Below are 21,798 nucleotides of genomic sequence, written 5' to 3'. Positions count from 1 at the left end.
GGCACCGAGACACGAACTCAGCGTTGGACGGTCGGAAGTTCCGGACGCTGCCGGACGCTGCCGGACGCTGCCGGACGGCGCCGGACAGCGGACACCCAGCCGCGAAACCCTGCCAAAACAACCACTTAGCATGTGGCATGGTTCCTGCACTGTAACGAACACATTACTTTGCAGGCCCGACCATGATACGCGACACCTCTCATCAAGATACCGTCATCGCCACGCCCCGGCAGCGGCCGTGGCAGCGGCACGCGCTGCTGGCAGCGGGCGCCGCCGCACTGCTGGCAGCCGCCGTGTTCACGTTCGGCAACTGGGCCGGCAGCGAACATTCGGTCAGCGCGGCGCGCCTGCGCATCGCCGAGGTCACGCGCGGCACGCTGATCCGCGATGCCGCCGTCAACGGCCGCATCGTCGCCGCCGTCAGTCCCACGCTGTACTCGACGGCGCCCTCCTCCACTGTGACGCTGAAGGCACGCGCCGGCGATACCGTGAAACAGGGCGACGTGCTGGCCGTGCTGGAATCGCCCGACCTGACCGACGAGCTGAAGAAGGAGCAGTCGACTTACCAGGAACTGGCCGCCGAGGTGGCGCGCCAGCAGATCCTGGCACGCAAGCAGAAGCTGCTGGCGCAGCGCGATGCCGACACGGCCGAGATCGACCGCCTGTCGGCGCAGCGCACGCTGGAACGCTACGACGGCGTGGCCAACGAAGGCGTGGTCGCCAAGATCGATTACCAGAAAGCCAAGGACGCGCTGCGCGCCGCCGAGATCCGCGCCCGGCATGCCATCGAGGCCTCGACACTGGAGAAGGACGACGTCGACCTGGCGCTGCGCACGAAAAGCGCGCAGCTGGAACGCCAGAAGCTGGTGCTGGCCAATGCCCAGCGCCGCGTCGACGAGCTGACCGTGCGCGCGCCCGTCGACGGCTTCATCGGCACGCTGAGCGTGGCCAACCGCAGCGTGGTGCAGGCGAACACGCCGTTGATGACGCTGGTGGACCTGTCCGCGCTGGAAGTCGAACTGGAAGTGCCGGAAACCTATGTCAACGACCTGGGCCTGGGCATGCGCGCCGAGATCACGGTGAACGGCGCCACCACGGTCGGCAAGCTGTCGGCCCTGTCTCCGGAAGTGGTGAAGAACCAGGTGCTGGCACGCGTGCGCTTCGAGGGCAGGCAGCCCGAGGGCCTGCGCCAGAGCCAGCGCGTGCAGGCACGCCTGCTGATCGACGAGAAGGCCAATGTGCTGCTGCTGCCGCGCGGGCCTTTCGTGGAATCCGAGGGCGGCCGCTACGCCTACCTGGTGCAGGACGGCGTAGCCGTGCGCACGCCGATCCGCATGGGTGCCACCAGCATCAACGCCGTGGAAATCCTCTCCGGCCTGAAACAGGGCGACAAGGTCGTCGTCGCCGGCACCGAAACGTTCGAGAACGCCAAGAGCGTCGCCATTAATCATTAACTGAGCATTAACCGAGCAGTATCCACTTCACTTCCGACAAGAGGCCGCCATGCTGCGCATGCAAAACCTGAGCAAAGTCTACCGTACCCACATGATCGAAACGCACGCGCTGCGCGGCTTCGAGATCCACGTGAAGCAGGGCGAGTTCGTCACCGTCACGGGCCCGTCGGGCTCGGGCAAGACGAGCTTCCTGAACATCGCCGGCCTGCTGGAGGAATTCACCGCCGGCGAATACATCCTCGATGGCGTCAACGTGAAAGGCATGGACGACAATGCGCGCTCGAAGCTGCGCAACGAGAAGCTGGGCTTCATCTTCCAGGGCTTCAACCTGATCCCCGACCTGTCGCTGTTCGATAACGTCGACGTGCCGCTGCGCTACCGCGGCTTCAACACCGCCGAGCGCAAGGAGCGCATCGAGGATGCGCTGGCCAAGGTGGGCCTGGCGTCGCGGATGAAGCATTATCCGGCCGAACTGTCCGGCGGCCAGCAGCAGCGCGTGGCCATCGCCCGCGCGCTGGCCGGCACGCCGAAGCTGCTGCTGGCGGACGAACCGACCGGCAACCTCGACACGCAGATGGCACGCGGCGTGATGGAGCTGCTGGAAGAGATCAATGCCCAGGGCACCACGATCCTGATGGTCACGCACGACCCCGAACTGGCCACGCGCTCGCAGCGCAACGTGCACATCATCGACGGCCAGGTGTCGGACCTGGTGCGCAAGTCGCCCACGCTGGTGGCATGAGGAGCGGCAGCATGTTCGCCTATTACTTCAAACTTGGCCTGCGCAACCTGCGCCGCAACCCGGCGCTGACGGTACTGATGGTGCTCACGCTGGCCATCGGCGTGGCGGCCAGCGTGTCGACGCTGACGATCCTGCATGTCATGTCCGGCAACCCGATGCCGCACAAGAGCGAACGGCTGCTCGTACCGGTATTCGACAACGGGCCGCTCGAGGGCTACTCGCCCGGCGACGAACCGAACGACAGCCAGCTCAGCTACCGCGATGCGATGAACCTGCTGGCGGGCGGACAGGGCGCGCGCCGCACCGCAATGATGGGGCTGGGCGGCTCGGTGCAGCCGGACCGCAAGGATATCGCGCCGTTCGCCGTCAGCGGCGGCGCGCCGACCCGCGACTTCTTCGCGATGTTCGAGATTCCGTTCCTGTACGGCCAGGCGTGGACCGACGCCGACGACAAGTCCGGCGCGGACGTAATGGTACTGACCAGGGCATTGTCCGAGAAGTTGTATGGAAACGCCAATCCGGTGGGCCGGCGGCTGCGCTATAACGGTTTCGACTACCAGATCACCGGCGTGATCGACACGTGGAAGCCGGTCCCCAGCTTTCACCGCATCATCGGCACCGGCCCGTTCGACGAAGTGGACGAGTACTTCATTCCGATCTCGTCCGCCGTGCGCCACGAGTCGAACAACAGCGGCAGCACCAACTGCACCAGCAATTCGGGGCCGGGCTACCAGGGCTTCCTCGACTCCGAGTGCACATGGCTGCAATTCTGGTTCGAGGTGCATTCGGCCGCCGACCGGCCGGCACTGCAGGACTGGCTGGACGGCTACGCGGCCGAACAGCGCAAGCTGGGCCGCCTGCAGCGCAATACCCCGAACCGGCTGTACGACCTGGCCGAGTGGCTGGAGCACCTGAAGGTGGTGGGCAATGACAGCAAGCTGTCGGCGTGGCTGGCATTCGGTTTCCTGCTGCTTTGCCTGATCAACACGATCGGCCTGCTGCTGGCCAAGTTCTCGGTGCGTGCGCCGGAAGTGGGCGTGCGCCGCGCACTGGGCGCCTCGCGCAGGGAGATCTTCCACCAGTTCCTGACCGAGACGGCGGTGATCGGCCTGGCCGGCGGCCTTCTCGGCCTGCTGCTGGCGCTCGGCGCCTTGGGATTGATCTCGATGCAATCGGCACAGCTGGCGATCGTGGCCCGGATGGACTGGGTCATGCTGATCGCGACATTTGCGATGGCGGTCGCTGCGGCAGTACTCGCCGGCCTGCTGCCCACCTGGCGTGCCTGCCAGGTGACGCCGGCCCTGCAATTGAAATCCCAATAAAGGAACTCTCATGGAAATCCGTCCTATCCTGTCTGCGCTGATGCGCAACAAGACCGGCCCGCTCCTGGTCGCCGTGCAGGTGGCGCTGAGCCTGGCGATCCTTGCCAATGCCCTGCACATCGTCAGCGAACGGCAGGCCGTTGCCGACCGCCTGTCCGGTGTCGAACGCGAAGAAGACATCTTCCACCTGCGGGTCAACGACCTGCAGACCGAAAGCACCTTCAACGAAATGGTGGCGGCGCAGGTGCGGCAGGGCGAGCTGCTGCGCGCCGTGCCCGGCGTGCTGTCGGTGGCGCAGACCAACCAGGTGCCGCTTTCCCGTTCCGGCAACAACACCAGCATGGCAGGCGTGCCCACCCAGTTGAAGCCCAGTACCGGCGCGGCGTTCTACGTGTCGCCCGATTCGCTGGTGAAGACGTGGGGCCTGAAGCTGGTCGAAGGCCGCGACTTCCTGCCCACCGAGGTCGTAAACCTGGACAGCACGAAAGGGGTGTACGAGACCGACGTGATCATCGTCACGCAGGCGCTGGCGCGCAAGGTGTGGCCGGATGCCGCCTCGTACGTCGGCAAGTCGATCTGGTTCGGCACCGGCAAGGATGCCACCTCCGCACGCGTGGTCGGCGTCGTCGAGCGCCTGCAATCGACCGGCGCGGAAGTGGGCGAACGCGGTGAAATGTCGATCATCCAGCCACTGCGCCGTATCAGCAGCCCGCGCGCCATGTTCACGGTGCGGGCCGAACCGGGCCAGCGCGAGCGCGTGATGAAGGAAACTGAAGCGGCGCTGCGCAAGGCGGCCAACAACCAGATCATCGTGCGCTCGAAAACGCTGGAAGGCGACCGCCTGGACCGTTACCGCGCCGACCGCGGCCTGGCGTGGATGCTGGTCACCGTCAGCGTGCTGCTGATGCTGGTGACCGCCAGCGGCATCGTCGGCATGGCCAGTTTGTGGGTCACGCAGCGGCGCAAGCAGATCGGCGTGCGCCGCGCGCTGGGGGCGCGCCGCGTGGACATCCTGCGCTACTTCATCACCGAGAACGTGATGATCACCAGCGCGGGCGTGGCCGCCGGCCTGGTCGGCGCGCTGGGCCTGAATCACCTGCTGGTGACAAACCTGGAACTGGCGCGGCTGCCCGGCACGTACCTGGTGGCCGGTGCCGCGATCTTCCTCGGCCTGGGCATCGCCGCCGTGTATGGCCCGGCATGGCGGGCGGCCAGCATTTCTCCGGCCACCGCCACCCGCGGAGTGGTTTAGGCAAATGCCGCAATGAAGTACAGCAATGTTATGCTGACGCCACCATGCCGACCGTACTGATCATCGACGACAATGCCGCCATCACGATGGCGCTGGAAGTGCTGTTTTCACTGCACGACATCGCCGCCCTGAGCGCGGCTTCGCCCGGCGAGGGCCTGGCCCTGCTCGAGCAACACGCCGCCGCGGTCGACCTGGTCATCCAGGACATGAACTTCAGCGCCGATACCACGTCCGGCGAGGAAGGCGTGGCGCTGTTCCGGGCGATCCGCAAGCGCCACCCCGACCTTCCGGTGATCCTGCTCACGGCGTGGACGCACCTGGATGCGGCGGTGGACCTGATCAAGGCCGGCGCCGCCGATTACCTGGCCAAGCCGTGGAACGACGGGCGGCTGGTCGCCACCGTCAAGAACCTGCTGGAACTGGGCCAGGCCAACCGCGCGCTGCGCCAGCGGCTGCAGGGCGAGCTGCGGCAGCGGCGCGAGCTGGAACAGTACGACCTGCGCGGCATCGTCTGGCAGGACCCGGCCACCGAGCGCGTGCTCCACCTGGCCTGCCAGGTGGCACGGGCCGACGTGGCGGTACTCGTCAGCGGGCCGAACGGTACCGGCAAGGAACGCATCGCCGAGATCATCCAGGCCAACTCGCCGGTGGCGGACGGCCCGTTCGTCGTGCTCAATTGCGGCGCGCTGCCGGCCGAACTGATCGAGGCGGAGCTGTTCGGCGCCGATGCCGGTGCCTACACCGGCGCGTCGAAAGCCCGCGAAGGCAAGTTCGAAGCGGCCGACGGCGGCACGCTGTTCCTCGACGAGATCGGCAACCTGCCGCTGGCCGGCCAGATGAAGCTGCTGCGGGTGCTGGAAACGGGCCGTTTCGAACGCCTGGGGTCGAACCGCGAACGCAAGGTGGCAGTGCGCATCGTCAGCGCCACGAATGCCGACCTGCCGGCCATGATCCGCGCCGGCACCTTCCGCGAAGACCTGTATTACCGCCTCAACGTGATCGAACTGAAGCTGCCGGCGCTGGCGGCCCGTCCGGGCGACATCCTGCCGCTGGCGCGCCACTTCCTCGGTACCGGCAAGGCGCTGCGGCCGGATGCGGAGGCGGCCCTGCTGGCGCACGCCTGGCCGGGCAATGTGCGCGAGCTGAAGAACGTGATGGCACGGGCCCGGCTGCTGTCCGCCGGCCCGGACGTGTGCGCGGCCGACCTGGGCCTGCCGGCCGCGGCGGCCGCTGCCCCCGGCAGCGCGCCGGACGTGGAACCGGACCGCGATGCGATCAGCACGGCGCTGGCGCGCGCCAACGGCATCGTGGCGCAGGCGGCCGCCGAACTGGGCCTGTCGCGCCAGGCCCTGTACCGCCGCATGGAGCGGCTCGGCATCGCGCGGCCCTGATGGCGCGCCCGCCAGGCGGCGAACCGGCCGGCAGCGGCGATCGTTCGCCCATGCCCGCCCCCATCCGCCTATCCCTGCTCACGCGCTGGTCGGCCCTGGTAGGAACCTTGCTGACTGTCGGCATCCTGATCGCCCTGGCACTCGACCATTATTTTCCCGACCGGCCATGGCTGGTGCTGGCCGTCTGCCTGCTGTGCGTGGTGCCGCTGTCGGTGATCACGATCCGTTCGCAGCTCAAGCCGATCATCTCGCTGTACCGCGCGCTGGCCGGCACCGTCACCAGCTATCGCGACGGCGATTTTTCGTTCAGCCTGCATTGGCCGCAGAACGACGAACTGCGCGAGCTGGTCGAGGCCCACAATGCGCTGGGCGAAGTGTTGCGCGAACAGCGGCTCAACCTCGTGCAGCGCGAGTTGCTGCTCGATACGATGGTGCAGAACACACCGGTGGCGATGCTGCTGGTCGCCGATGCGGGTGCGATCGTGTATGCGAACCTGGCGGCACGGCACATGCTGCACGATGGCCGCAAGCTCGAGGGGCACCGGCTGGACGATCTGCTGGAACGGTCGACGATGCCGCTGCGCGACGCGGTCGCCCGCGGTGGCGATGGCCTGTTTACGACCGGCGAAGGCGACGACGAGGAAGTCTTCCACCTGGCGCGACGCCGCTTCAACCTGAATGGCCGGCGCCACGAGCTGCTGCTGCTGCGCCAGCTCACGCTGGAATTGCGGCGGCAGGAAGTCCAGACCTGGAAAAAAGTGATCCGCGTGATCAGCCATGAGCTGAACAATTCGCTGGCGCCGCTGGCGTCGCTCGCCCATTCCGGCGCCGAACTGGTGCGGCGCGGCCAGACCGAACGGCTGCCGCAGATCCTGGCCACGATCGAGGAGCGCACCCGCCACCTGGAAGGCTTCATCCTCGGCTATGCCCGCTTTGCCAAGCTGCCGGCGCCGCGCAGGCAGGCGCACCCCTGGTCCGGCTTCGTGGCCCGCCTCGGCGAACAGGTGCCATTCCGGCTGGCGGGCACGCTGCCGCCCGAGCCGGCGGCATTCGACGCCGCCCAGCTGGAACAGGCGCTGCTGAACCTGCTGAAGAACGCGCATGAATCGGGCTCGCCACCGGATGCCGTCGCGCTGGCAATCCGCCACGTGCAGGATACCGTGCGCATCGAGGTGCAGGACCGCGGTCCCGGCATGAGCGATACGGTGCTGGCGAACGCCCTGGTGCCCTTCTATTCCACCAAGCGTAGCGGCACCGGCCTGGGCCTGGCGCTGGCGCGCGAAATTGCCGAAGCGCACGGCGGCCGGATCACGCTGGCGAACCGCGCCGGTGGCGGCCTCGTCGTGACGCTGCTGTTGCCGGCGGGCCTACCGGCGGAAGCCATCTAACCACCGTCGGCATTCTTGACGGCTTGAACGGGCGCAGACGCCACCCACAAAGCGCTGGCAACTGAACCCGGCAGTTCTAATGTGTCCCTACACGGCCCGTCGGGCCGTACTTTTATCGGGGATCCATGATGAAACTGTTATCGCACTTACCGGGCGTGGCGCTGGCGGCCGCGCTGGCCGTCGCGGGCACCGCGCTTGCCGACGATACCGTCACCAATGTCAACCTGGGTGGCAATGCCGATGGCACGCTGTCGGCGCACTTCGGCGTGACGCACATCCAGACCGGCGCCTTCACCGACACGTTCAACTTCTCGCCATCGGACGGTGCCTGGTTCGTCGACTCGAGCCTGGTGACGATCGGCTTCCAGCCGCTGTCGAACATCAACTTCAATTCGGCCAGGATCAACGGGCACAACATGACATTGACGGCGCACGGCGTCTTCGAATACGGCTGGCTGGTCAATGAACCGATCCTCGGTCCGCTGGTGCTGACCGTGCTCGGCGACGTGGTCGGCCAGGCCGGCGGGGCGTCGGCCAGCTATGCGGGCACCATCAACATCAGCCCGATCCCGGAACCGGAAACCTACGGCATGCTGCTTGGCGGCCTGGGCATCCTTAGCTGGCTGAGCCGTAGAAAACCATCAGTCGACAATAAAAATTCCAATCGGAATTAAATGTTTCGTCGAAATAAATTCCATGTGGAATTAATATTTCCTGCTAATATCAAATTTTGAAAGTTATTAACGCTTTCCTGTCGATAATTTATGTATTACTGGAATTATTAATTTCCTTATGAAATCAAATTTCCTAAAATACACTTAAGATTCAGCAACTTACGTTCAATCATTCCAAAGACGCTTAGGCGTCTTTTTTTTGTAGCCAAATGTAACGAAGCTAATAAATTATTGACAACACCTTAAAGCTGGCTTAACTTGTCGTCTCCTTATAGTTAATAACTCTTAGACGAGGTAAAGCATGAAATTGAAATCTCTCGTATTGGCAGCCGCACTGCTGCCGGCCTTCGGCTCCGCGTTTGCTGAAGACATCACCATCGACCTGATCGGCGGCCCGAACGTCTACTCGGCACTCGTGGGCAACACCCACACCGAAGGCGCTTTCAGCGATACGTTCACCTTCACCGGCTTCAGCGGTGCAGGCACGGTCTTCGCTGGCCTGATCAACAACGCCGCCCCGTGGAGCGACGTGTCGTTCACCGAAGTCACCCTGAACGGCGTGGACGTCAACACGGCCGATCTGGGCCCACTGTCGATCGCCGCCATCCTGGGTCAGGATGTCACCGGCCCGCTGACGCTGGTCGTGTCGGGCACCGTGACTGGCGACGTTGCCACCTACGGCGGCAACTTCACCGTGACGGCAGTTCCGGAACCAGCAACCTACGGCATGCTGGCCGGCGGCCTGGGCGTGCTGGCCTTCGCAGCACGTCGTCGCAAGCAGCAGTAATAGAATTCAGCAGTAATGCACCCCAAAAAAGGCGCTTCGGCGCCTTTTTTTCATGGCTGGTAAACTTCCAGGATGCAAAAGACCCGTTTCGACCAGCCTGGCCACCCTCCGGCCACGATCACCGAATTCGAAGGCGTACGTTCGCTCCACCTTGGCACCTCGTGGGTGCAGGGCGCGATGCGCCTGTCGAAACCCGATGCCATCGAGCTCGAATACGTGCAGATGATGATGATGTGGATGCTGTTCCTGCAACATCCCCGCCATATCGCCCAGCTCGGCCTGGGCAGCGCCGCGCTGACGAAGTTCTGCTACGCACGCTTTCCCGGCGCGCGCGTCTCGGCAGCCGAACTCAATCCCAACGTGATCGCGATCTGCGAGGCCATGTTCGGCCTGCCTCCGAACGATGCCAGACTGCATGTGCACCGGATGGATGCCTGGGATTTCGTCAACGACCGGGCCAACCGCGGCGCCATCGACGTGCTGCAGGTCGATCTCTACGACGAAGAGGCGCGCGGCCCTGTGCTCGATACGCCGGAGTTCTACCAGGCATGCAGCGACTGCCTGACGGAACACGGCATCATGACAGCCAATGTGTTTGGCGAATTCGACAACTACGAGCGCAACCTGCAGCACATGGAACTGGCATTCGACGCCGTCGTGTGGCTACCCGAAGTGCACGATGCGAACATCGTCGCAATCGGTTTCAAGACTGCACCGGTGCTGGACTTCTCGGTCCTGTACGAACGCGCGGCGGCGATCAGGAAAACCTTCAACCTGCCAGCGAAAAAATGGGTGGATGGATTGAAGGAATGGATGCTGGACCAGCAGTAACACCGGCACCTCGGCGCAAAGCCTGATCGAGCGGCACGCCGCCGCCCTTCCCTTGGCCGACCTCCCCGGTCAGCCCCCCACCGTCCCGCTCACCAGTGCCAGCCATTGCACTTGTCGTGATGCTGGCGGACGCCCCGTCAGCACATTGCATCCGAGAACTGTCGTAAAAATGTCGCACCCTGGTGGGGAAATTGTCGGGTTCGGCGGATGGGGGGCAACAGCGTAAGCGAGCCAGGTACCGGTTTGCAATGGGTTTTTCATACTGATCACGCAATATTTTCAAGACGTTCACACGGCGCAACAGCGCGTTACAACTTTGTTACGCGCTTGGGTAGACTCAGCGCGGGACAACCCCATCCATGCTTCGCCCTCCATCCAACCAAGAGACGATAAAAGACACATGAAGCAGAACAACTTCCGCCGCACCGTACTCGCCAGCGCCGCGCTGCTGCTGGCCGCGCATGCCGGCGCGCAGACTGCCGGCGATGCCCAGCCAGCCGGGCAAGCCGCCGAACCGCAAGCCGAGCAGGCAACCGTGGTCGTGCTGGGCTCGCGCTCCGCCGCCCGCACCGCCCTCGACACCGCTGCGCCGGTCGGCCTGATCAACGTGAAGGACATGCAGACCGCCGGCCCGCTGGAACTGGGCAAGCTGCTGCAGTCGCTCGACCCGTCGTTCAACTTCTCGTCCACCTTCATCAGCGACGGTACCGACATCATCCGCCCCGCCACGCTGCGCTCGCTGGGCCCGGACCAGCTGCTGGTGCTGATTAACGGCAAGCGCCGCCACCAGCAGGCACTGGTCAACGTGCAGCAGACGGTGGGCCGCGGCTCGGCCGGCACCGACATCAATGCGATCCCGCTGTCCGCCATCCACCACATCGAGGTGCTGCGCGACGGCGCCGCCGCCCAGTATGGTTCCGATGCGATCGCCGGCGTGATCAACATCGTGCTGAAGTCGAACGTGAACGAAACCCAGGTGTCCGGCCAGGTCGGCACCACGTCCGAAGGCGACGGCGACATGATTTCCGGCAGCGTGAACCGCGGCTGGGCGCTGGGCACCGACGGCGGCTTCATCAACGTGTCCGTCGAAGGCCGCCGCCGCAACGAAACCAACCGTGCCGGCCTCGATACCGCGCGTACCGATCCGCCGCGCGTGACGCAGCGCATTGGCGACAGCGACGCCAAGGATGCCTACTTGTGGGCCAACGCGGCACTGCCAGCCGGCCGTGGCGGCGAGTTCTACGCCTTCGGCGGCGCCTCGAAACGCAAGGGCGATTCGTCCGGCTTCTTCCGCGCGGCCGGCGACGACCGCACCGTGCCCGAGGTGTACCCGGAAGGCTACCTGCCGAACATCCGCACCACGGTCAAGGATGCTTCGCTGGCCGTCGGCTACCGGTTCGACCTGCCGAGCGAATGGAAGGCGGACGTCTCCGTCAACCATGGCCGCAGCGAGCTGGCATTCAATGAAAAGAACACCATCAACGTCAGCTACTGGTACGAGCCGCGCCCGACCGGCGGCGGCATCTACGGCGAGTCGCCTTTGGCGGCCGATACCGGCACGCTGAAGTTCAACCAGACCACGTTCAACGCCGACCTGAAGGGTCCGGTCGCCAAGGGCGTGTTCTTCGCCACCGGCTTCGAATGGCGGCGCGACGGCTACGAGATCGAAGCAGGCGACCCGGTGTCGTACCAGTACGGCCGCACCAACAACCCGGCGATCCAGATCCTCACGCCGGCCGGCACGGTGGCCGCCTCCGGCACGCAGGGCTTCCCCGGCTACACGCCATCGACCGCGGTCGACGAAGGCCGCCACAACATCGCGCTGTACGGCGACGTGGAATGGCGCGCGCTCGACACGCTGCTGCTGACCGGCGCGGTGCGCTATGAAAAGTACTCGGACTTCGGCAACACCACCACCGGCAAGGTCACCGCGCGCTGGGATCCCAGCAAGCAGGTCGGCGTGCGCGGCAGCTTCTCGTCCGGCTTCCGCGCGCCCGGCGTGCAGCAAGCGTTCTACAGCTCGGTATCGACCAACCTGAATGCCGAGGGCGTGCTGACCGAAACGCTGACCGCGCGCCAGGACAGCCCCGTCACGCGGGCGCTCGGCATCGCGCCGCTGAAGGAAGAAACCTCGCGCAACGCCAGCTTCGGCCTGGTACTGCGCCCGGTGCCGAACTTCTCGCTGACGGCCGATGTGTACCAGATCAAGATCAAGGACCGCATCGTGTTCTCCAGCACGATCGCGCCGGAAGCCGGCGGCGGCCCGATCGCCAATGTGCTGGTTCCGCTGAAGGTGGGCCAGGCGCAGTTCTTCACCAATGCCGTCGACACGAAGACCAGGGGCATCGACATCGTGGCCGAGCACACGTCGCGCTGGACGGGCTCCACGCTGGTGCTGTCCGGCCAGCTGGGCTTCAACAAGACGGAAGTCACCGGCCGCCATTCCACCTCGTCGATCCTGACCGGCGAACAGCTGTTCGATGCGTCGCAGGTCACGCTGATCGAGCATGGCCAGCCGCGCAAGCACCACGTGCTGTCGGCCGACTACACGATGGGCAAGTGGAACGGCAACGTGCGCGCCAATTACTATGGCGAGGTGCAGGGCCAGGGCTTCACGCCCGGCTTCATCCAGACGTGGGAAGGCAAGTGGATCGCCGACATGACGCTGCGCTACAACTTCACGAAGAAGCTCGGCCTGCAACTGGGCGTGAATAACGTGTTCGACACTTACCCGACCGAGTGGGACAAGACGCGCGCCGCGCCGTTCCCGCAACTGGGCTTCACGCACTGCTGGGAAACCTGCCCGTTTGGCATCAACGGGCGCAGCATGTACGTGCGGGCTGACTACGCCTTCTGACGCAATCTGCCGGCCCGGCCGGAGTCAGGCGCCCTTGAAGGGTAGCCGGCTCCGGTTTTTTTTCGCCGTCGCGGACACGCGCCCGGCTTCATAGGCGGCCAGGTGGATCACCGCCGCCAGCCGCTTCACCAGGCCGTCCATCACGGCGGCAGGTACCTGCGCATAGCCGAGCATCAGCCCATTCCATGCCGCGCCATCCTGCACGGCGTGCGTGGACAGCGCATTGACGACGATCCCCTCCTGCCGCGCCCGGTCACGGATCGCTTCGTCCGGCAGCCAGTCCGGCAGGCGCAGCGACAGGTGCATGCCGGCCGATGCGCCGTGCACGGTGGCGATGCGGCCCAGGTGTTTTTCCAGTGCCGCGACGAGCGCATCGCGCCGCTCGCGGTACAGCCGCCGCATGCGGCGCAGGTGCAGCAGGAATTGCCCGCTGGTGACGAATTCGGCCAGCGCCAGCTGCTCGGCCACGCGGCCCGCCGCCGCCGACTGGGCACGCAGCAGCGCCAGTTGCGGCGCCAGGCCGGGCGGCACCACCAGGTAGCCGATGCGCAGCCCGGGGAACATGGTCTTGCTGAATGTGCCGCAGTACAGCACCGGGGCATCCGCCGCCAGGCCCTGCATCGCTGCCAGCGGCGGGCCATCGTGGCGGAATTCGCTGTCGTAATCGTCCTCGATGATCAGCGCGCCGGCACGGCGGGCACCGTCGATCAGCGCCAGCCGCCGCGCCAGCGACAGCACGGTGCCCACCGGATACTGGTGCGACGGCGTCGTGTAGATCAATGCCGGCCGGCGTGCCTTCCAGTCCTGCGCCGATGGCGCCATGCCGTCTTCGTCGACCGGAATGCCTGCCACCGCCAACCCGGCGTGGCGAAACGCCGCCAGTGCGCCGCCATAGCCGGGATTTTCATGCCACACGGTGTCTCCTTCGTCCGCGCAGGCTCGCGCACACAGGTCCAGCGTGCTCTGGCTGCCATCGGTGATGAACACCTGCTCCGCTTCGCAAACAACGCCGCGCGAAGCGCGCAGGTAATCCGCGATCGCGGTCCGCAATGCCCATGCGCCGGCCGGGTCGCCGTAGTTCAGCTGCGCCGCATCGAGGCCGCGCCAGGCCCGGTCCAGCAGCCGGCGCCACAGCGCCAGCGGGAACGCGTGCAGGTCCGGCACGCCCGGTACGAAAGCCTGGGCGTCGCTGGCGCCATTCGACAGCGGGCGCAGGTTCATCGCGCGGCGCGACAAGCCGGCGGGCCCGGCCGGTGGCGGTCCGCGGCGTTTCTGGCCAAGCCCCGGCCCGGCTTCCGGTACCGGCGCCGGGCTGACCCGGGCGACCACGGTGCCGCGGCGGTCGGGCACCACGAAGCCTTCGCTGGCCAGTTGCTCGTAGGCGTACAGCACCGTGTTGCGGGCCACGCCCAGCTCGGCCGCCAGCGCGCGCGTGGCCACCAGCCGGGTACCGGCTGCCAGCGTACCGTCGCGGATCGCATGGCGCAGGCATTCGTGCAGCAGCCGCTGGCGCGGCCAGCTGTGGTGACCGTGGTTGCGGTCGAAGTTCGACAGCAGCAGCGCGTAGTCCATCCTGGCTCCATGAGAATGCTGGCTCCTGGACCTGTTCCAGGGGCCAGCAGCGCCATTATAGTGCGCCCTCAACCCACCGAAACGGAGACCATGAACACTTCCTCTTCCGCAGCCCCTTCCGCGCCCCCTTCCGCAGCCCCTTCGCCCCGCACGCAGGTCAAGCGCGCCGCCAACCGCGCCAGCCACGATCCGGCCGTGCTGCACGCGATCATCGACGCCGCCTGGGTCTGCCACGTGGCATTTCGCGATGAACACGGGGTGCACTGCATTCCCACGGCATGCTGGCGCATCGGCGAGCACCTGTACATCCATGGTTCGAACGGCAGCCGCATGGTGAAGCGCCTGGCGGACGGCGAATGCTGCGTGACGATCACGCACGTCGACGGCCTGGTGATGGCACGCTCCGCGTTCAACCACTCGATGAATTACCGCAGTGCGGTGATCTATGGCCGCTTCGAGACGGTTGGTGAATACGGCAATGAAGTGAGCAAGCGCGCCGCGATGGAAGCGTTCATGGAACACCTGGTACCCGGCCGGCAGGAAGAGATCCGGCCAGGCAACGACAAGGAATATGCCGCCACGACGGTGCTGCGCATCGCCTTGGCCGAGGCGGCATGCAAGACGCGCAGCGGGCCGCCGGAAGACGACGAGGAAGACATGGCGGTGGCCGCCTGGGCCGGCGTGCTGCCACTGCGCGAGGCGCGCGGCACGCCGGTGCCGGATGCCGGCTGCCGCATCCCTGCGCCGGACTACGTGCGGCGCTGGCAGGAGTAGGCCGGGCACTCCAGGGCGCGGCGTTCATGCGCGCGCCGGCTGGGCATCGTTTGCACTCGTCTGGCCTCATTTGCCTTGACCGGCTTGCCTTTATTGCACATCATCGCCGGGTCGCGGCCAATCTCGCGCCGCGCATATGCTCATAAGGAGATCGCATGAAACGAATCCTCGCCGCCGCCATCCTGGCAGCGACCTTCAGCGCGCCGGCGCTGGCCGACGACGCGCTGAAGGCCGCCATCGGCGGCAGCCAGCGCAGCCCGGAGAATGTCAAACGGGATACGTACCGCCACCCCTACGAGACGCTGACCTTCTTCGGCATCCGGCCCGACATGACGGTGGTCGAACTGTCACCCGGCGCCGGCTGGTACACGGAAATCCTGGCACCCTACCTGCGCGAGCGGGGCAAGCTGATCGCCGCCGGCGCGACGCCGGATTCGAAGGCGGCCAACGTGGCGCGCGCCGGCGAACGCTTCAAGCAAAAGCTCGACGCCAACCCGGCCGCGTTCGGCAAAGTGCAACTGGGCGCCTTCGAACCCGGCAACGGTGTGTTCAGCTATGCGCCGAAAGGCAGCGCGGACATGGTGCTCACGTTCCGCAACGTCCATAACTGGACGGATGAAGGCGATGCACGCCTGAAGGCGGTGTTCAGGAGCGTTCACGACGCGCTGAAGCCGGGCGGCGTGTTCGGTGTCGTCGATCACCGCCTGCCGGCATCGACGACGCAGGATGCGACGGCGTCGAGCGGCTATGTGCATGAAGCCCATGTGATCCGGGTTGCCGAGGCGGCCGGCTTCAAGCTGGCGGCGAAATCGGAAGCGAATGCGAACCCGAAGGATACGGCCGACCACAAGGGTGGCGTATGGGCGCTGCCGCCAACCTATGGGAACAAGGACGTGGATCGTGAAAAATACGCGGCGATCGGCGAAAGCGACCGGATGACGCTGAAGTTCGTGAAACAGTGACGGCGCGGATCGGAAAGAGCGAAGCCGACGAATCAAGCTGAAAAATCAAGCTGACGAATCAAGCTGAAGAAATCAAGCCGATGAATCAGGCTGAACCCGGGCTGGCGAACAAGCTGGCTTCACAGCCGCCGGTCGATGCAGTCCGGCGGCTGGCGGACTCTATTTGCGCTGGAGGCGGCTCATGAAGCTGCAAAAGGCAACGAAGCCTACCACCATGGATCCGCAAACGGCGGCCACCGACAACATCAGCTCATTCATGCGAGGAAACTTTCACTTTATGACAACCGCGTGATTATGCTGCATTTGCACATGAAACAGTCTCACTGAAACTCACTGTTACAACAACAATGTTTGGTCGCTCCCTCCGGGTGCGCACCCGGCAGTTTCCTAGCTTACCCTCCAGGCAGCCGGTAGGACAACATCTACTGTTGTTTATTTTTATACTATATAAAATAATTTTTCCGGCTCATCCGCAGCAGAAGGTGCTAGCGCTATCATCAACTGACCGCTATCGCGGTACAACATTCCCTCTCTTACCAGGAGCTACCCCATGCGCAAAGCACTTGTCGGGCTGGTACTGGCGGCGACGGCACTCACGTCGCACGCCAGCGGTTACTTTACCGAAGACGCCGTACCGTTCGATATGCTCATCGGCAGCAATGCCCAGCACCAGGACTTTTCCGGCCCGTTCGTCCGCGATGGCTATTCGTGGAGCTGGGGCGACGTGACGTTCACCTGCAATGCCGTCCAGTGGTGCAACAACGAAAGCTTTGAATTCGGTGGTTACAACGACCGCTTCAACTTTGTCGAGGGCAATTTCGTTTACTACGCGCCACCAGATAGCGCTACCTTCACCTTTGCCCAGCCGATCATCGCGTTCGGCGTGGACGTCTATGGTGTCGGCGGCGGCCTGTACTCGCCCGGCGGCTCGCTGCAGCCGACGCCGATGATCGTGACCTTCGACGACGGGTCGCACGTCTTCTTCGAGGATTACGTGCACAACTACAACATTTCCGTCCCCGTCTTTGCCGGCATCCTGTTCGACCGGCCGGTCACGTCGATTACCGTCTCCGGAGAATGGGAAAACAACGGCATGTTCTTCACGAACCTGCGTTACGTGACGGCGCCGGTGCCGGAACCGTCGACTTACGCGATGCTGTTCGGCGGGCTGGTCATTCTGGGGGCAATCGCGCGGCGGCGCAGCAAAGCGGTTGGCTAGTCGCGAGAACTTCCAGAGAACAGTTGCCGAGAATCGGGGCGGCCGAGCGCTTCAGCGCCCGACCGCTATTCTGGCAACATCGTCGGCAGGCAAAGCCAGGGAACCGCTAGTCGGCCTTCCTTGCTTTTACCGGCGTCAGCGCAAGATCGTGGAAGTCATAGCTGAAGTCGGTTTCGTCGGAGATGGCCGCCATCCTGGCGCGCTCGATCGAGCCGTCAGGATTCAGCGCAAACGTCACGTAGGCATCGGCGTTGAAGTTGCGTTCCTTCCACCGCACGATGAAGGTGTCGTGCTGGAAGTGCTCCATCTCGCCAACCAGATCCGGCGTGCGCGTGAACTGCATCAGCTGCTTCTTCCCTTCGTGCCGGATGACGACCTTGCCGTACCACGGGTCGCTGTACTCGCCGTCGTACGACGTGCGCGGCAGTGACGGCTTCGAGCCGGCGGCGCGGGCGGCCTTGGCCTTGCCGGTCTTCTCCTGGTCCTTGCGAAGCCGTTCCTGTTCCTCGGCGGCGATGACGCCGATCCAGTCCGTCGGTGCCGCGCCCAGGTAGTGGTCGAGGATGCGCCATTGCAGCGACGTCATCGATCCGCCGTTCTCGGCGTTCGTGAAGATCGCGATGCCCAGCTTCTCTTCCGGCACCATCAGCACGCGCGAATAAAAGCCCTGCAGCGCGCCACCGTGCAGCACCAGCTTCTTGCCGCGGTAATCGCGGATGTTGAAGCCCAGCCCATAGGCATTGAAGTTCGCCCGCGTGGCGGCCAGTGCTCCTTTCGGCTCGGCGATCTTCATCGGTGTCACGGGCGTCCAGATCTCCTTCGACTGCGCGGCGGAGAACAGCCGCTGTCCGCCCGGCACTTCGCCGCCGGCCAGCAGCACGTTCATCCATTTCGCGATGTCCTCGGCACTGGTGTTGATGCCGACGGCGCCCACCGCGTTATCGACCGGCATTGGCTTGACGACCGACTGCCTGCCATTGATCTTGCTGTGCGGTGCCGAGTAATCGGCCGTTTTCAGCATCGCGGCAACGCTGGTGGTGGTGTTCGTCATGCCCAGCGGATCGAGGATCTGCTGCTGCATCGCATCGCCCCAGCTCCTGCCGGACTTTTGCGCAATGATGCGCCCCGCGACGATATACAGCAGGTTGTCGTAGGCATAGTCGGCGCGGAAGCTGGTGGCCGGCTTTACGTGGCGCAGGTTATGGATGATCTCGTCGGTGGAAAACGTCGTCGTCGGCCACCACAGCAGGTCGCCCGCACCGAGTCCCAGGCCGCTGCGGTGCGTCAGCAGGTCGCGCACCGTCATTTCCTGGGTCACGTAGGCGTCGTACATGCGGAAGTCCGGCAGGTGCTTGATGACCGGATCGTCCCATGCGAGCTTGCCCTCGTCGACCAGTTTCGCCAGCGCCACGGCGGTGAAAGCCTTCGAGTTCGACGCGATCTCGAACAGCGTTTTCGACGTGACCGGTGCCGGGTCGCCCAGCCTGCGTACGCCGAAACCCTGGGCGGCGATCACCTTGCCGTCCTTGACGATGGCGATCGCGATACCTGGCACGTCGAAGGTCTTCAATGCGCGGTTGACGTCGCGCGCCAGGTCGAAGGCCGGGGCGGTGGCACTCGTGTCCGGGACATTGACTGCGGCCACATTGACTGCGGCGGCATCGAAAGCCAGCGCCGGCGCGCTGACGGTGGCAAACGACGCGCAGGCGCACAGCACCAGCGCGGCGGTGGTTTTCTTCAACAGCATCCTTGCTCCCTTGCTTTGCTCGATTATTTTTTCAGCAGCCTGTCGACCGACTTCTGCGTTTCGGGGTGATAACGGGGCCGCGCCTTGGCAAACACGCTTTTCGCCCACGCCGCATCCCTGGCGTTTTTCAGCAGCGCGGCGTACAGCGGCACCACGAACTTCTGGCGGCCCACGCTCATCAGGAAGGTGTCGAGCTGTTCGCGCACGTCATAGCCGGCATGCACCGACGCCAGGTAGAAGCGGTAGGCGATCTCGTTGTTCTTGCTGGTCTTCAGCGCGAAGGTCTGGTCGAGCTCACGCAACTGGTCTGCGCTGGCCTTGTTGTCGATGTCGTTCAGGAAGTGCATCCACTCCGGAGCGCTCCAGCTGCGCGCGGTCAGGTCGGCCGTCGCCTGTTCGCCCTTCAGCCACGCGGTGCGCTGGGCATCGACTGCCTGGAAGCGCTGCGATACCACGCGCTGCGCGGTGGCGGGGATGCCCGGGCCGTAAAGCCATTCGTCGAGCTCCGCCTGGGTCATCACGTTCGGATGCTTGTCCAGCAGGTTGGCGCGCAGGTAGGCCAGGAACTGCTCGGTGGTGGCCGACTGGAACGCGTGCTGGTCGAACCAGCCGCGCAGGAACGGGTCGAACACTTCCCGGCCGGCACGCTGCTCGAGCGTGCGCAGCAGCCAGGCGCCCTTCGGATACGCCAGGCCTTCGTCCGTATAGGTGTCCGGATTGACGTCCGGGTCGCGCGTCAGCAAGGCCTGCTTCGCCGCCGGGATGTCCTTCAGCGACGCCAGCGCTTCTTCCTGCTCCACCTGCAGGTACATCTCCGCGACTTCGCGGCCGTAGAGAATCTCGATGATCCGCGTCGTCACGTAGGTGGTGAAACCTTCGTTCAGCCACCAGTGCTTCCACGATGCGTTGGTGACCAGGTTGCCGGACCATGAATGCGCCAGTTCGTGCGCGATCAGGTCGTTCAGGCTGCGGTCGCCGGCGATCATGGTCGGCGTCAGGAACGTCATGCGCGGGTTTTCCATGCCGCCGATCGGGAACGACGGCGGCAGCACGATCATGTCGTAGCGCCCCCACCGGTAAGGACCGTACAGCGATTCGGCGGCGGCGATCATCTTCTCCGTATCGGCCAGCTCGAACGCGGCGGCCTCGATGCGGCCTGGTTCCGCGTACACGGCCGACCGCGGGCCGACATTGCGCACATCGATCTCGCCGATCGCGATCGCCAGCAGGTAGGACGGCACCGGCTGCGGCATGCGGAACTTCCAGCCGCCGGCGCCGGTGGCCTGCGGGTCGTTCTCGGCGCTCATCACCACGCGCATGCCGGCCGGCGCCTCGATGCGCGCGCCGTAGGTGAAACGCACCGCCGGCGTATCCTGTACCGGCGCCCACGAGCGGGCTTCGATCGCCTGCGACTGGCTGAACATGAACGGGCGCTTGCCGGATAGCGTCTGCACCGGCGTCAGCCATTGCAGTGCCCCGGCGGTGGGCGCCGTGTGGTAGTACACGCGCACTTTCTTCGGCTGGTTGCGCAGCGAGATGCGCAGCGCCTGGCCCTTCTTCGGATCGGGACGGTCCAGCAGGTAGGAGGCGGGCACCCAGCGGCCGTCGTCGTTCTGCACCTGCACCCGCGCGATCTTCAGCTGGCGCGTATCGAGCACCAGCGTGCGCACGTTCTTGTCCAGCCAGTTCAGGGTCAGCTCGGCGTACCCGGTCAGCGTCTTGCGGGAGAAATCGGCCTTGAGATCGAGGTACAGGTCGGTCGTGCGCACCTCGTTGTAGCGGGCGTAGCTGAGCGGGTCCTGGGCGTGGGCCGCCGTTGCGAGCATTGCCAGCGCGGCGGATAGCGCCAGGCGCAAAGAAGGTTTTCGCATGTGCTTCCTTAGAAAGAGTCAGGCAGGCACCGGGATCGCCGGTGCGGGCGCGGTGCAGAATAGCATATGGAATGGCATTTTCACCCGCCCCGTGCGCCGACTCTGCTATCATGGCGCCCGTTCTTTGGGGAGTAGCCTCCTGCCGGTTTTACCGGCAGAACCTGTGTCAACACGATCGGCCCGCAGGCCGTGGCACAGGTGGCCGGCGCGGATGTTTACGGCGCGGGCCTGGCGAGACCAATGATCCAAGGGCGGCCGCATATATCAAGGGGCCGGGACTGCCCATGGATCCTTGGTTAACATCCGGCCCCCAGCCACCTACATGGAAGCCTTCCTCGTCTCCACGGGCATCGTTGCCCTCGCCGAAATCGGCGACAAGACCCAATTGCTCGCCTTCGTGCTCGCCACCCAGTTCCGGCGCCCGCTGCCGATCGTCGGCGGCATCTTCGTCGCCACCATCGTCAACCACTTCTGCGCCGCCGCCGTCGGCACCTGGCTGACCGAACTGCTGGGCCCCAATGCATTGCGCTGGATCCTCGGCCTGGGCTTCATCGCCATGGCCGCCTGGATCATGGTGCCGGACGAGATCGACGAAGACGAGACGCCCGCCAGCCGCTATGGCGTCTTCACCGCCACGCTGATCGCCTTCTTCCTGGCCGAGATGGGCGACAAGACGCAGATCGCCACCGTGGCGCTGGCCGCCCGCTTCGACGCGCTGATTCCCGTCGTGGTCGGCACCACGCTGGGCATGATGCTGGCGAACGTGCCCGCCGTGTACCTGGGCAAGCGCGCCGCCACCGCCGTCAACCTGAAGGTGGTGCACGGCATTGCCGCGGTCATCTTCGTCGTGCTGGGCGTGGCCACGCTGATGGGAGCCGGCACCGCGGTAGGCTTATAAACAACGATTAAGCTATGGTTCCTGAAAAATGGGGTACGTCCCCATTTTCCAGGCAAC

17 protein-coding genes and 1 riboswitch are annotated in these 21,798 nt (G+C 65.2%); of the genes, 14 read left to right on the top strand and 3 right to left on the bottom strand.

All coding sequences use genetic code 11. From position 1 onward, the window contains the following. Window positions 1-182: 182 nt before the first annotated feature. From FHS02_RS30680 to FHS02_RS30635, 10 genes are all read left to right on the top strand, one after another. Window positions 183-1,454 carry an efflux RND transporter periplasmic adaptor subunit gene (locus FHS02_RS30680; RefSeq protein WP_137315733.1) on the top strand — a complete coding sequence of 424 codons (1,272 nt, stop codon included), beginning with the start codon at window positions 183-185 and terminating at the stop codon, window positions 1,452-1,454. 49 nt (window positions 1,455-1,503) lie between these two features. Next, window positions 1,504-2,196 carry an ABC transporter ATP-binding protein gene (locus tag FHS02_RS30675; protein ID WP_137315732.1) on the top strand — a complete coding sequence of 231 codons (693 nt, stop codon included), beginning with the start codon at window positions 1,504-1,506 and terminating at the stop codon, window positions 2,194-2,196. A gap of 11 nt (window positions 2,197-2,207) precedes the next feature. Further along, the gene (locus tag FHS02_RS30670) at window positions 2,208-3,518 is read left to right on the top strand and encodes an ABC transporter permease (protein ID WP_137315731.1); all 1,311 of its coding nucleotides are present in this window, start codon (window positions 2,208-2,210) and stop codon (window positions 3,516-3,518) included. 10 nt (window positions 3,519-3,528) lie between these two features. Then, window positions 3,529-4,770, top strand: a complete 1,242-nt coding sequence (locus FHS02_RS30665; RefSeq protein WP_137315730.1) for an FtsX-like permease family protein — start codon at window positions 3,529-3,531, stop codon at window positions 4,768-4,770. Window positions 4,771-4,814: 44 nt separating this feature from the next. After that, the gene (locus FHS02_RS30660; protein WP_137315729.1) at window positions 4,815-6,161 is read left to right on the top strand and encodes a sigma-54-dependent transcriptional regulator; all 1,347 of its coding nucleotides are present in this window, start codon (window positions 4,815-4,817) and stop codon (window positions 6,159-6,161) included. A gap of 50 nt (window positions 6,162-6,211) precedes the next feature. Next, window positions 6,212-7,549: a sensor histidine kinase gene (locus FHS02_RS30655; RefSeq protein WP_137315728.1), complete on the top strand. Its 1,338-nt coding sequence runs from the start codon at window positions 6,212-6,214 to the stop codon at window positions 7,547-7,549. A 125-nt stretch (window positions 7,550-7,674) separates the two neighbouring features. After that, the gene (locus FHS02_RS30650; protein ID WP_137315727.1) at window positions 7,675-8,223 is read left to right on the top strand and encodes an FxDxF family PEP-CTERM protein; all 549 of its coding nucleotides are present in this window, start codon (window positions 7,675-7,677) and stop codon (window positions 8,221-8,223) included. A 301-nt stretch (window positions 8,224-8,524) separates the two neighbouring features. Further along, window positions 8,525-9,010 carry an FxDxF family PEP-CTERM protein gene (locus FHS02_RS30645; protein ID WP_137315726.1) on the top strand — a complete coding sequence of 162 codons (486 nt, stop codon included), beginning with the start codon at window positions 8,525-8,527 and terminating at the stop codon, window positions 9,008-9,010. Window positions 9,011-9,082: 72 nt separating this feature from the next. Beyond that, a complete protein-coding gene (locus tag FHS02_RS30640; RefSeq protein ID WP_137315725.1) occupies window positions 9,083-9,841 on the top strand; it encodes a spermine/spermidine synthase domain-containing protein in 759 nt (252 codons plus the stop codon). Window positions 9,842-10,241: 400 nt separating this feature from the next. Beyond that, on the top strand, window positions 10,242-12,698 hold the full coding sequence (locus FHS02_RS30635; RefSeq protein WP_137315724.1) for a TonB-dependent receptor plug domain-containing protein: 2,457 nt from the start codon (window positions 10,242-10,244) through the stop codon (window positions 12,696-12,698). Between the two features lie 24 nt (window positions 12,699-12,722). Here the strand turns inward: FHS02_RS30635 and pdxR are convergent, their stop codons facing one another. Beyond that, complete coding sequence (gene pdxR / locus FHS02_RS30630) at window positions 12,723-14,270, bottom strand: MocR-like pyridoxine biosynthesis transcription factor PdxR (RefSeq protein ID WP_137315723.1); 1,548 nt, start codon at window positions 14,268-14,270, stop codon at window positions 12,723-12,725. A 90-nt stretch (window positions 14,271-14,360) separates the two neighbouring features. Here pdxR and FHS02_RS30625 point away from each other — a divergent pair, with 90 nt between their 5' ends. The 3 genes from FHS02_RS30625 (at window position 14,361) to FHS02_RS30615 (ending at window position 17,225) form a co-directional block, all read left to right on the top strand. Continuing rightward, on the top strand, window positions 14,361-15,044 hold the full coding sequence (locus FHS02_RS30625) for a pyridoxamine 5'-phosphate oxidase family protein (protein ID WP_137315722.1): 684 nt from the start codon (window positions 14,361-14,363) through the stop codon (window positions 15,042-15,044). 155 nt (window positions 15,045-15,199) lie between these two features. After that, window positions 15,200-16,006, top strand: coding sequence for a class I SAM-dependent methyltransferase (locus FHS02_RS30620; protein WP_137315721.1), 807 nt, complete (start codon window positions 15,200-15,202; stop codon window positions 16,004-16,006). A gap of 550 nt (window positions 16,007-16,556) precedes the next feature. Continuing rightward, the gene (locus tag FHS02_RS30615) at window positions 16,557-17,225 is read left to right on the top strand and encodes a PEP-CTERM sorting domain-containing protein (protein WP_229422311.1); all 669 of its coding nucleotides are present in this window, start codon (window positions 16,557-16,559) and stop codon (window positions 17,223-17,225) included. 106 nt (window positions 17,226-17,331) lie between these two features. Here the strand turns inward: FHS02_RS30615 and FHS02_RS30610 are convergent, their stop codons facing one another. Continuing rightward, window positions 17,332-18,972: a serine hydrolase gene (locus FHS02_RS30610; protein ID WP_137315720.1), complete on the bottom strand. Its 1,641-nt coding sequence runs from the start codon at window positions 18,970-18,972 to the stop codon at window positions 17,332-17,334. A gap of 23 nt (window positions 18,973-18,995) precedes the next feature. Next, window positions 18,996-20,843, bottom strand: a complete 1,848-nt coding sequence (locus tag FHS02_RS30605; RefSeq protein ID WP_137315719.1) for a M1 family metallopeptidase — start codon at window positions 20,841-20,843, stop codon at window positions 18,996-18,998. A gap of 114 nt (window positions 20,844-20,957) precedes the next feature. Next, a riboswitch (yybP-ykoY riboswitch) is annotated at window positions 20,958-21,153 on the top strand. A 12-nt stretch (window positions 21,154-21,165) separates the two neighbouring features. Here FHS02_RS30605 and FHS02_RS30600 point away from each other — a divergent pair. After that, window positions 21,166-21,741 carry a TMEM165/GDT1 family protein gene (locus FHS02_RS30600; RefSeq protein WP_137315718.1) on the top strand — a complete coding sequence of 192 codons (576 nt, stop codon included), beginning with the start codon at window positions 21,166-21,168 and terminating at the stop codon, window positions 21,739-21,741. Window positions 21,742-21,798: the final 57 nt, after the last annotated feature.

The sequence above is a fragment of the Pseudoduganella umbonata genome, from assembly GCF_014192225.1.
Taxonomy (GTDB): domain Bacteria; phylum Pseudomonadota; class Gammaproteobacteria; order Burkholderiales; family Burkholderiaceae_D; genus Rugamonas; species Rugamonas umbonata.
Note: the sequence above shows the minus strand (reverse complement) of the source record. Positions and strands in the feature narration are given on the sequence as shown.

Coding starts and splice junctions, on each gene's coding strand:
- FHS02_RS30680 (WP_137315733.1), top strand. CDS start 183: ATGATACGCGACACCTCTCATCAAGATACCGTCATCGCCACGCCCCGG.
- FHS02_RS30675 (WP_137315732.1), top strand. CDS start 1,504: ATGCTGCGCATGCAAAACCTGAGCAAAGTCTACCGTACCCACATGATC.
- FHS02_RS30670 (WP_137315731.1), top strand. CDS start 2,208: ATGTTCGCCTATTACTTCAAACTTGGCCTGCGCAACCTGCGCCGCAAC.
- FHS02_RS30665 (WP_137315730.1), top strand. CDS start 3,529: ATGGAAATCCGTCCTATCCTGTCTGCGCTGATGCGCAACAAGACCGGC.
- FHS02_RS30660 (WP_137315729.1), top strand. CDS start 4,815: ATGCCGACCGTACTGATCATCGACGACAATGCCGCCATCACGATGGCG.
- FHS02_RS30655 (WP_137315728.1), top strand. CDS start 6,212: ATGCCCGCCCCCATCCGCCTATCCCTGCTCACGCGCTGGTCGGCCCTG.
- FHS02_RS30650 (WP_137315727.1), top strand. CDS start 7,675: ATGATGAAACTGTTATCGCACTTACCGGGCGTGGCGCTGGCGGCCGCG.
- FHS02_RS30645 (WP_137315726.1), top strand. CDS start 8,525: ATGAAATTGAAATCTCTCGTATTGGCAGCCGCACTGCTGCCGGCCTTC.
- FHS02_RS30640 (WP_137315725.1), top strand. CDS start 9,083: ATGCAAAAGACCCGTTTCGACCAGCCTGGCCACCCTCCGGCCACGATC.
- FHS02_RS30635 (WP_137315724.1), top strand. CDS start 10,242: ATGAAGCAGAACAACTTCCGCCGCACCGTACTCGCCAGCGCCGCGCTG.
- pdxR (WP_137315723.1), bottom strand. CDS start 14,270: ATGGACTACGCGCTGCTGCTGTCGAACTTCGACCGCAACCACGGTCAC.
- FHS02_RS30625 (WP_137315722.1), top strand. CDS start 14,361: ATGAACACTTCCTCTTCCGCAGCCCCTTCCGCGCCCCCTTCCGCAGCC.
- FHS02_RS30620 (WP_137315721.1), top strand. CDS start 15,200: ATGAAACGAATCCTCGCCGCCGCCATCCTGGCAGCGACCTTCAGCGCG.
- FHS02_RS30615 (WP_229422311.1), top strand. CDS start 16,557: ATGCGCAAAGCACTTGTCGGGCTGGTACTGGCGGCGACGGCACTCACG.
- FHS02_RS30610 (WP_137315720.1), bottom strand. CDS start 18,972: ATGCTGTTGAAGAAAACCACCGCCGCGCTGGTGCTGTGCGCCTGCGCG.
- FHS02_RS30605 (WP_137315719.1), bottom strand. CDS start 20,843: ATGCGAAAACCTTCTTTGCGCCTGGCGCTATCCGCCGCGCTGGCAATG.
- FHS02_RS30600 (WP_137315718.1), top strand. CDS start 21,166: ATGGAAGCCTTCCTCGTCTCCACGGGCATCGTTGCCCTCGCCGAAATC.